Here is a 9,080-nt window from a genome sequence, read left to right as displayed (position 1 = left end):
CCGTACGGACATGGCGAACGCGGCGTCGAACTCGCCCGTGCCCTCGGCCATGCGCGCGACGAGGATGCCCACGGTCCAGCCCGGCCGGTGCCGCAGCCGGGCCGCTGCCAGCCGCAGCGCCAGCGGCAGGTGGCCGCACAGCCGCAGCACCTCGGCGGCGGCCTGCGGATCACGGGCCAGACGGCCGCCGGAGCCGTCGCTCTCGCCGCTGGCCCGGGCGAGGAGCTCCGCGCTCTCCTGCGGGCTCAGCACGTCCAGCGACACCGGCGGCACCTCCTCCAGGCCGAGGAGGCGGTTGCGGCTGGTGATCAGAGCGACGGACGCCCCGGCGCCGGGCAGCAGCGGGCGGACCTGGTCGGCGTCGGCGGCGTTGTCGAGAACCACGAGGATCCGTCGGGCGGCCAGCTCGGAGCGCCAGCACGCGGCCAGCTCCTCGACCCCCTCGCGCGGCACCTTCTCGGACGGTACGTCCAGGGCGCCGAGCAGCATACGGAGGGCGGGGTCGGGGTCGAGCGGTTCCCGGCCCTCGGTGAACCCGTGCAGGTCCACGTACAGCTGGCCGTCCGGGTGGTCGGCGGTGAGCCGGTGCGCCGCGTGCACCGCGAGGCTGGTCTTGCCGACACCGGCCATCCCGTCGACGGCGACCACCCGGTGGCTGTCCACCGCGGCGAGCACGGCCGTGAGCTCGGCTCGCCGTCCCGTGAAGTCGGGCACGTCGCGCGGCAGGTCGTTGCGCGGCCGGGGCCTGCCGTGGCGACTGGACCTCGGGGGTGCGGGCAGCGGGCCGGAGCACCGCTCCCACAGCGGGCGCAGGGGGCGGGGGTCGCGCTTGACCAGGCGGCACAGGGAGATCACCGCGGGCCAGGGCGGCACGGTCTGCCCGCCGAGATAGCGCGACAGCGACGAGGAACTGAGCCCGCTGTCCCGCGCGAGAGCACGGACGCCGAGCCCCGAGAGCTCCTGAAGCATGCGCAACCTGGCGGCCAACTCCTCCTGCGGCTCGCCGTGTTCGGACCTCGCCGCTCGCTGAGCACTCATCGAAAGACCCCCCGTGTCCCGTCCGGACGGAAACCTATCCGGGAGGGTCCGCGCTGCTCAAGGCCGTTCCGGCTGTCCCACGGTGTCCCATCGTCGTGGTCGTGGCGGGCGGAGCGGGCTGATATGGACCCACGCCCCGAGGGAAACGGGGGACGGACCGAACCGAGGAGCACACCGAAATGCAGTCGCCCATACAGGTACAGGCCCGCATGCAGAGCCCCGCCGCTGTCCTGCCCGACGCGATGGCGGGCATCCAGAACCTCCTGAAGGCCGTGGCGTCCGGCGGCGTGGAGGGTCACACGCAGGAGCTCGTGCACCTGCGGGTCAGCCAGATCAACGGCTGCAGCGCATGTGTCGACGGCGGTGTGAAGTCGGCGCGCAAGGCCGGTGTGAGCGAGGAGCGCCTGGCCACGGTCGCCGCCTGGCGCGAGGCCCCGTACTTCACCGAGCCGGAGCGGGCGGCGCTCGCGCTGGCCGAGGCCGCGACCCGCCTGGCCGACCGCCCCGACGCGGTCGACGACGGGGTGTGGGACGCCGCCGCCACGCACTTCGACGAGAAGCAACTCGCCGCGATCGTCCTGATGATCGGCGTCACCAACCTGTTCAACCGGCTCAACGCCACGACCCGGCAGATCGCCGGCGGTACGTGGGCCTGAGGGAAAGGGATCACCGCCATGACGAAGACCGAGCAGACAGCCGACAGGTCCGCCGCGTACGACGGCTTCACGGACGAGGAACGCGGCGCCATGAAGGAGCGCGCCCGGGAACTGAAGGCGTCCGCGCGCCGCGGCTCCCGCGCCGAGAAGGCGGCGCAGGACGAGGCCGCCGTGATCGCGAAGATCGCCGAGATGGAGGAGGGGGACCGGGGCCTGGCCGAGCGGATCCACGCGCTGGTCAAGGAGAACGCGCCGGAGCTCGCACCGAAGCTCTGGTACGGGATGCCCGCGTACGCCAGGGACGGCAAGGTCGTGTGCTTCTTCCAGGATGCGAAGAAGTTCAAGTCACGCTACGCGACGCTCGGCTTCAGTGACCAGGCACACCTCGACGAGGGCGTGCTGTGGCCGACCACCTACGCGCTGAAGGAACTGACCGCGCGCGGTGAGACCGCGATCGCCGAGCTCGTGCGCAGGGCGGCGGGCTGAGCGGGACGGTGCTCGTGGTGTAGACCTCTAACATCCCGCTCTTCAATTCGGCTTGTCAAGCGGGGACTTGTCGAGCACGGAAAGCGCTTGTGACGTGCGGGTGTCGAGAAGTGGGAATCGGCGTTCCGGTCAAGTCCGGTGTTGACAGCCTCAGTTGGTCTAGTCCAGGTTGGTCTAGTCCAAATGAGGCGGTCACCGCCGCGAGCCTTCCGCGGGGCGAGCTCCTCGCCAGTTCACCGGTTGCAATAGCACCGAAGGATCGAGCCTTGGCACATCGCACGCCGACCACCGTTCCCCCTCTCCACCGCGCCCCGGGCGAGGTTCCCTACCTCAGCGCCGACGGCGAGACCTATCTGGCGCAGACCCAGCTGCGCCACCTGCACAAGAACCGCCCGCTCAGAGTGCTCTCGCCGGAGGACTTCGCCTTCTGGCAGACGTACGGATACGTCGTGGTGAAGGAGGCGATACCGGCCGCCGCCGCACACGAACTCCTCGACTTCGCCTGGGAGTTCCAGGGCCTGGACCCGGCCCGCCCCGCCACCTGGTACGAGGAGCGGGAGTTCCGCAGCGACCTCGAACGGGACCTGCACGTATACGGCTTCGTCGAGGCCTACCACCACCAACTCCTGTGGAACAGCCGCCAGTCGCAGCGGGTCTACGACGCGTTCGTCGACGTGTGGGACTGCGAGGAGCTGTGGGTCACCCTCGACCGGCTCAACCTCAATCCGCCCAACATCAAGAGCCGCTCCCGGGGACTGATCGAACCCACGGAGCGCGGCTTCGACATCGCGCTGCACTGGGACGTCGACACCACGGCGAGCGTCCTGCCGCAGCGCGTCCAGGGCATCATCGCGCTGAACGACACGAGCCCCGAGACCGGCGGGTTCCAGTGCTGCCCCGAACTGTTCCGGCGCTTCGACCGGTGGGCCGCCCTGCAGCCGGCCGGCCGGGACCCCATCCGCCCTGCCGTCGACCGGACCGAAATGCCGGTCGTGCGCCCGGAGTTGGCCGCCGGTGACCTGCTGATCTTCAACGGGATGCTGGCGCACGGCGTGGCGCCGAACCTCTCCGGCACCCGGGTCCGGGCCGTCCAGTACCTGTCGATGATGCCGGCGCTGGAGACCCACGAGACGCTGCGCCGCTCCCGCGTCGACTCCTGGCGCACCCTGTCCACCCCCGACTGGAACCCGACGCTGGTCGGCGACCCGGTCCGCCCCGAATCGCTCCGCTACGGCCCCGCCGACCTCACCGACCTGGGCGCCAGGCTGCTCGGCAAGGAGTCCTGGAACGACCCCGCGCGTCCGGCGCGGGACGGGGCCGCCGAGGAGGTGCCGTGCGCCGCATCTGTCTGACACTGCCGACCAACAGACCCTGCGCGGACACCCTCCGGGCCCTCGGCGAGGAGGCCGCGTACGCGGTCACCGCCTTCGACGTCGAGGTGCGACTGCTCGTCCTGGACTCCTGCGACGCGACCGTGCGCGAGCGCCACCGCGACGTCCTGCGACACCTGCCCGCAGATCCCCGGATCACCGTCCACCACCTCGACGAGGAACAGCAGCGCGCCTTCCTGCGCCGCGCCGTCGACGCCGCCGACACCCCCAAGCCCGACCTCCTGCTCGACCTGATGCTCCCGGACGCCGTCTCGTACGGCGCCTGCACCAACCGGGCGTTCCTGATCGCGGCCGCGCTCGGCTGCACCTCCGTGCACCGCAGGGACTCGGACAGCCGCTACCAGAGCGTCGACGGCCGAACCGTCTTCCCCGTCCACCACGAACTGCGCACCCTCGGCCGCCGCGCCGCCGACGCCTCGGCCGCCGTCGACGAGACAGCCCTGGCGGGCGCGCACCGGGACAAGCGCGTGGCGATGGTGGGCGCCTCCTTCATCGGTGAACTCTCCGTGGACGTGGCCGAGATACAGGCCATCGACCCCGGCCTCTATGCCGACATCGTCGGCCTGTGGGCGCCCGGACACTGGTCGGCGCAGCAGCGCGCGGACCTCGCCGCCGAGTCGTTCCTCGGCGCAGGGACCGCCCCGTTCACCCACGACCGGTCGCTGCTCGCCCTCGTCGATCCGATGCGCGTCGACATGTGCAACATCGCCTTCCACGACGTGCACGAACGGGTACCGCTGCCGCCCGCCACCGACACGATCGGCAGCGACTACTTCCTCATTCACCTCGTCCACGACGCCACGCTGCCCGGGGTGCTGCACAACCGCGACATCGTCAACTTCCACACCGGCGAACGCCGTACGGGAGCCGGCTTCCTGGCCTACCAGACCCGCTTCGCCAAGTTCCTGCTGTCGATGCTGTACCTGCATTTCGTCTACGAGCGGATGGCCGCGGCGGGCGAGACGCTGCTGGACGCGCAGGGGCGGGTGCGTGCCGACGTCGTCGCCGGATTCGTCCGCGAGAGCACCGGGCTCGACCGGTCGCCGAACGTCCGCCGCCTCGACGTCCTCGATGCCTCGTACCGGCAACTCGGCGGCAGGTACGCGGAGCTGGCCGACCACCTCGCCGCTCGACGCGAGCGCCTGCTCGATGAGGCCCGGCGCGACATGGAGGACTTCGCGCTCCTGACGGAGGCCTGGGGCGCCCTCTTCGAAGCGGCCAGGACCACGCCCGTGCACGCGGGGGAGCAGCCCCGATGACCGCGGACGACCGGCTCGTGTACGACCTCGACGGGATCGGCGGGCGCTGCGACGAGCTGCGGCGCGAACTCCCCGGCGTCCGGGTGCGGTTCGCCCTCAAGGCCTGCCCCGTGGACGAGGTCCTCGGACATCTCGCCCGCCGGGGGATCGGCGTCGACGCGGCAAGCCCCCAGGAGATCACGCAGGCACTGCGGGCCGGTGTGCCCCTCGGCCGCATCCACTACGGAAACACCGTGAAGTCCGACCGGGCCATCGCACACGCCCACCGTCTCGGTGTGCGCGACTACGCCACGGACAGCGTCGAGGACGTCCGGGCCCTCGCGGCCCACGCGCCGCGATCCCGCGTCTTCTGCCGGCTCTCGACCACCGGCGACGGCGCGCTGTGGGGCCTGAGCGAGAAGTTCGGCTGCGCCCCCGAGGACGCGGCCGAGATCCTCCTCACCGCCCGGGAGGCGGGTCTCGTGCCCGCGGGCCTGTCCGTGCACGTCGGATCGCAGCAGATGACCACGGAGGCCTGGCAGGACGCGTTCGCCGACCTCGACCGGACCCTGACGGCCGTACGCCGCCGTGGTCTCGTCCTCGACCACGTCAACCTCGGCGGCGGCCTGCCCGCGCTCGGCTACGCCGACCGGCACGGCAACCCGCTCGACCCGCCACTGGACAAGATCTTCGCGGTGCTCCGCGACGGCATGCAGTACCTGAGGGACATGCACGGCGAACACCTCGCGTTCGTTGTCGAACCGGGCCGCCACCTCGTCGCCGACCACGGTGTGGTCCGCGCCCACGTGGTGCGCCTGACCCGCCGCCGCGACCGCGACGGCACGCCGCGGCACTGGCTGTACCTCAGCGTCGGACGGTTCAACGGCCTGTACGAGACCGACGCCGTGCAGTACCCGCTCGACTTCCCGGCCCACCCGGGCGCCGACCGGGACCGGGTCCTCGCCCGCGTGGCCGGCCCCACCTGCGACAGCGACGACGCGTTCCCCGGGCTGATCCGCGTACCGCGTGGCCTCGCGTCCGGCGACCCCGTCCGGGTGCTGTCCAGCGGCGCCTACGCGACCAGTTACATGACCCGCGGCTTCAACGGCTTCGCCCCGCTCCCGCACACCTGCGTGGGCGGGGAGCGCCCATGAGCGACGCCCCGCGCATCCGCGCGATCGCCGAACGCGACTGGCCCGCCATCGCCTCCCTCGAAGCCCGGGCGTACACCCGCCTCGGCCTGACGGAGGGGCCGGCCGCCCTGCGCGCCCGGCGGGACGCCTCGCCCGACACCTGCTTCGCCGCGCACGCGGGCCCCCAATTGGCGGGCTACGTCCTGGCGTTGCCCTACCCCCACGGCGCCTACCCGGACCTCGGGCGGACCCGGCGCGGCACCGCGCCGAGCCGCAACCTGCACCTCCACGACCTCGTGGTCGCACCGGAACTGCGCCGCAGGGGCCTCGCCCGCGCCCTGCTGCGCCACCTCCTCGCGGCGGCACGCTCCCGCGCGTACGACCGCGTCTCCCTGGTCTCCGTCGGCGGGACGCAGGCGTTCTGGTCGGCCCGCGGCTTCACCCCGCGGCCCGGCGTCGTCGCCCCGGGCGACTACGGCACGGACGCCGTCTACATGTCCCTGTCCCTCGAAACGACCCCCCTGCCCCGAGAATCACCGGAAACGAGTGGTGTGCGTGTCCCCTGTCCCTGACGGAGCCCCTGCCGTCCCCGATCCGTTCCGCCGCCATCAGTGGGCGATCGCCGCCCTGTTCTGCTCCCTCGGCTTCCAGTACGCCACCTGGGCCTCCCGCATCCCCGCGCTCAAGGACGACCTCGGACTCGGCGCGGCCGAGGTGGGCGTGCTGCTGATGGCCGCGGGGATCGGCGCGGTCGTGTCGTTCCCCCTGGTGGACCCGCTCATGCGGCGGCTCGGCTCGCGGCGGCTCGCCCTGCTGTCGGCGCTCGGTCTCGCCCTGCTGCTCCTCGCCCTGGCCGCGGCGCCGAACTACCCCCTCGCGCTCCTCGTCCTGGGGGCCGACGGCGTCCTCGTCGGCTGTCTGAACGTCGCCATGAACGCCCAGGGCGCCGCCTTGGAGGCCCGGTTCGAGCGGACCACCATGGCCCGCCTGCACGCCACGTTCAGCGGCGGCTCCCTGCTCGCGGCCCTGCTCGCCTCCCGAATGAACGCGATGACGTCGTCCGTCCCCGCGCACTTCGCCGTCGCCGCCGCGCTGCTCCTGCTGCTCGCCGCGTACGCCAGGACCGGGCTGCTCACCGAGGACGAACCCGCGTCGCAGCCCGCGCAGAAGAAGCGGCGCGGCAGGTGGGCCATGCCCCCGCGCGTGGTGCTGTGGATGTGCTGCGCCATGGCCTTCGGCACGGTCACCGAGGGGGCCATGAACGACTGGTCCACGCTCTACCTGCAGGAAGTCGCCGACGCCTCCCGGCAGTCGGCGCCGCTCGGCATCGCCGTGGTCTCCGGCATGATGGTGCTCGCCCGGCTCTTCGCCGACCGCTGGCGCGGCCGGTGGGGCGACGGCCGGATCGTCGTGTCAGGCAGCACGCTGGCCGCCGCGGGCCTGGCGCTCGCGCTGCTGAGCGGCAACGTCGGGGGAGCGCTCGTCGGCTTCGCGTGCGTGGGCCTCGGGATCGCGGCCGTCACCCCGTGCGTCTACGTCGCCGCGGCCCGGCAGGGCTCGGACGCGCTCGCGCTGGTGGCCGCCATGGGCACGACGGGCCTGCTCGCCGGACCGCCGCTCATCGGCTTCGTCGCGAACGCGAGCAGCCTGGTGTGGGGGTTCGGCGTCGTCGCGCTGGCGGCGGCGGTCGTCGCCCTGTGCGGGACGCGCATCAGTTGGACCCACGCCCCGGGCCCGCGCACGGACCGGGCCGAGCTCGCCGAGACGTGAGTCAGCTCAACTGCAGCCGCATCAGCGTCAGATCGAGCCAGCGCCCGAACTTCGTGCCGACCTCGCGCACCGTGCCCGCGTGCGCGAAGCCGTGCCGCTCGTGGAGCCGGATCGACGCCGCGTTGCCCGACTCGATCCCGGCGATCATGATGTGCAGCCCCGCCTCCCGGGCGGAGGTGATCAGCACGGCGAGCAGCGTGGAGCCGATGCCCCGGCCGTGGTGGCCCTCGGCCACGTACACCGAGTTCTCGACCGTGTGCCGGAAACCGGAGTAGTCCTTCCAGGGTCCGTAGACCCCGAAGCCGACGACCGTGCCGTCGTGCTCGGCCACGTACGCGCTGCCGCGCGCCAGGTGCGCGCCGAGCCAGGCCTCGCCCTCGGCACGGGACTGCGGCGTGTCGGTCCACAGCGCCGTCCCGTGCGCGATGGCGTGGTTGCGGATGGCGAGGACCGCGTCGAGGTCCTGCGAAAGTGCCGGGCGGACCGTCACCGCCCGCGGCCCCGTCTCGTATGGTGGATTCATGTCCAACATCGTAGACCCCCTGGTCGAGCGGATCGGTGCCCGGATCCGGGCCGAGCGGGACCGGCGCCGCTGGACGCTGTCCGAGCTGGCCGACGCCTCAGGGGTGTCGCGCGCGATGATCCACCGCATCGAGCGGGGCGAGAGCAATCCGACCGCCGTCGTCCTCGGCAAGCTGTCGGCGGCGTTCCGGCTGAGCGTCGCGACGCTGCTCGACCCCGAGGCGGGCGCGGAGAAGGTGCGGCGCGCCGACACGGCGCCGCAGTGGCTCGACCCGGAGACCGGGTACGTGCGACGGCAGCTCTCGGGCCCCGGGTTCCCGGCGGAGATGGCCGAGATCCGGCTGCCCGCCGGGGCCCGCGTGCCCTATCCGGCCGCCGCGTTCGCGTTCCACCGGCAGATCATCTGGGTCGTCGACGGGCACCTCACCTTCCACGAGGGCGACGCGGTGCACGAACTGGAGGCGGGCGACACCGTCGAACTGGGTGACCCCGCGCCGTGCGTCTTCGTCAACTCCTCGGACCGGGAGTGCCGTTACGCCGTCGTCCTGGTGCGGGGCGAGGCGCCGTGAACCTGCCCCGCGGCAGCGTCGGGCTGCTTGCCTGCACGGCCGGGATCGCCCTCGCCAACAACTACGCCGTCCAGCCCGCCCTCGGCGACGTCGCCCGCGACACCGGCACCTCGGCCGCAGCCGTCGGCCTCGTCACCACCGCCGCGCTCACCGGCTGCATCGCGGGCTTCGCCTTCCTGCTGCCGCTCGCCGACCGGACGGCACCCCGCCGCCTCGTCACCGGTCAGCTCGCCCTGCTCGCCGCCGGACTGGTGCTGGCGGCGCTCGCGGGCGGCCT

The 9,080-nt window shown here is 72.8% G+C and carries 10 protein-coding genes and 1 pseudogene; 9 read left to right on the top strand and 2 right to left on the bottom strand.

The annotated features are described in order from the left end of the window. Window positions 1-1,038 (bottom strand): helix-turn-helix domain-containing protein (locus G3I40_RS14720; protein WP_164302622.1); only part of this gene is annotated, 1,038 nt, incomplete at its 3' end. Window positions 1,039-1,217: 179 nt separating this feature from the next. Between G3I40_RS14720 and G3I40_RS14715 the strand changes: the two genes are divergently transcribed. The 7 genes from G3I40_RS14715 (at window position 1,218) to G3I40_RS14685 (ending at window position 7,712) form a co-directional block, all read left to right on the top strand. Further along, window positions 1,218-1,694 (top strand): carboxymuconolactone decarboxylase family protein, encoded by a 477-nt coding sequence (locus G3I40_RS14715; RefSeq protein WP_239091741.1) that lies wholly within the window; start codon window positions 1,218-1,220, stop codon window positions 1,692-1,694. 18 nt (window positions 1,695-1,712) lie between these two features. Beyond that, complete coding sequence (locus G3I40_RS14710; RefSeq protein WP_164302621.1) at window positions 1,713-2,180, top strand: DUF1801 domain-containing protein; 468 nt, start codon at window positions 1,713-1,715, stop codon at window positions 2,178-2,180. 266 nt (window positions 2,181-2,446) lie between these two features. After that, on the top strand, window positions 2,447-3,532 hold the full coding sequence (locus G3I40_RS14705) for a phytanoyl-CoA dioxygenase family protein (protein WP_164302620.1): 1,086 nt from the start codon (window positions 2,447-2,449) through the stop codon (window positions 3,530-3,532). Further along, complete coding sequence (locus tag G3I40_RS14700) at window positions 3,514-4,830, top strand: DUF6271 family protein (RefSeq protein ID WP_164302619.1); 1,317 nt, start codon at window positions 3,514-3,516, stop codon at window positions 4,828-4,830. The genes G3I40_RS14705 and G3I40_RS14700 overlap by 19 nt, the downstream gene beginning before the upstream one ends. Next, entirely contained in the window at window positions 4,827-5,963 is a 1,137-nt protein-coding gene (locus tag G3I40_RS14695; protein WP_164302618.1) for a type III PLP-dependent enzyme, read from the top strand. Before G3I40_RS14700 ends, G3I40_RS14695 begins: the two co-directional genes overlap by 4 nt. After that, window positions 5,960-6,514, top strand: coding sequence for a GNAT family N-acetyltransferase (locus tag G3I40_RS14690; protein WP_164302617.1), 555 nt, complete (start codon window positions 5,960-5,962; stop codon window positions 6,512-6,514). The genes G3I40_RS14695 and G3I40_RS14690 overlap by 4 nt, the downstream gene beginning before the upstream one ends. Next, on the top strand, window positions 6,498-7,712 hold the full coding sequence (locus tag G3I40_RS14685) for an MFS transporter (protein ID WP_164302616.1): 1,215 nt from the start codon (window positions 6,498-6,500) through the stop codon (window positions 7,710-7,712). Before G3I40_RS14690 ends, G3I40_RS14685 begins: the two co-directional genes overlap by 17 nt. A gap of 1 nt (window position 7,713) precedes the next feature. Here the strand turns inward: G3I40_RS14685 and G3I40_RS14680 are convergent, their stop codons facing one another. Then, entirely contained in the window at window positions 7,714-8,235 is a 522-nt protein-coding gene (locus tag G3I40_RS14680) for a GNAT family N-acetyltransferase (RefSeq protein WP_164302615.1), read from the bottom strand. Between G3I40_RS14680 and G3I40_RS14675 the strand changes: the two genes are divergently transcribed. Next, on the top strand, window positions 8,234-8,803 hold the full coding sequence (locus G3I40_RS14675) for an XRE family transcriptional regulator (protein ID WP_164302614.1): 570 nt from the start codon (window positions 8,234-8,236) through the stop codon (window positions 8,801-8,803). The genes G3I40_RS14680 and G3I40_RS14675 overlap by 2 nt on opposite strands. Beyond that, window positions 8,800-9,080, top strand: a pseudogene (locus G3I40_RS14670) (MFS transporter); the annotation flags it as partial. The gene G3I40_RS14675 and the pseudogene G3I40_RS14670, both read left to right, overlap by 4 nt.

This window comes from Streptomyces sp. SID14478, from assembly GCF_010548525.1.
Classification (GTDB): Bacteria; Actinomycetota; Actinomycetes; order Streptomycetales; family Streptomycetaceae; genus Streptomyces.
Note: the sequence above shows the minus strand (reverse complement) of the source record. Positions and strands in the feature narration are given on the sequence as shown.

What these genes read in the sequence shown, in the direction of transcription:
- G3I40_RS14715 (WP_239091741.1), top strand. Translation starts at nt 1,218, where the DNA reads ATGCAGTCGCCCATACAGGTACAGGCCCGCATGCAGAGCCCCGCCGCT.
- G3I40_RS14710 (WP_164302621.1), top strand. Translation starts at nt 1,713, where the DNA reads ATGACGAAGACCGAGCAGACAGCCGACAGGTCCGCCGCGTACGACGGC.
- G3I40_RS14695 (WP_164302618.1), top strand. Translation starts at nt 4,827, where the DNA reads ATGACCGCGGACGACCGGCTCGTGTACGACCTCGACGGGATCGGCGGG.
- G3I40_RS14690 (WP_164302617.1), top strand. Translation starts at nt 5,960, where the DNA reads ATGAGCGACGCCCCGCGCATCCGCGCGATCGCCGAACGCGACTGGCCC.
- G3I40_RS14675 (WP_164302614.1), top strand. Translation starts at nt 8,234, where the DNA reads ATGTCCAACATCGTAGACCCCCTGGTCGAGCGGATCGGTGCCCGGATC.
- G3I40_RS14680 (WP_164302615.1), bottom strand. Translation starts at nt 8,235, where the DNA reads ATGAATCCACCATACGAGACGGGGCCGCGGGCGGTGACGGTCCGCCCG.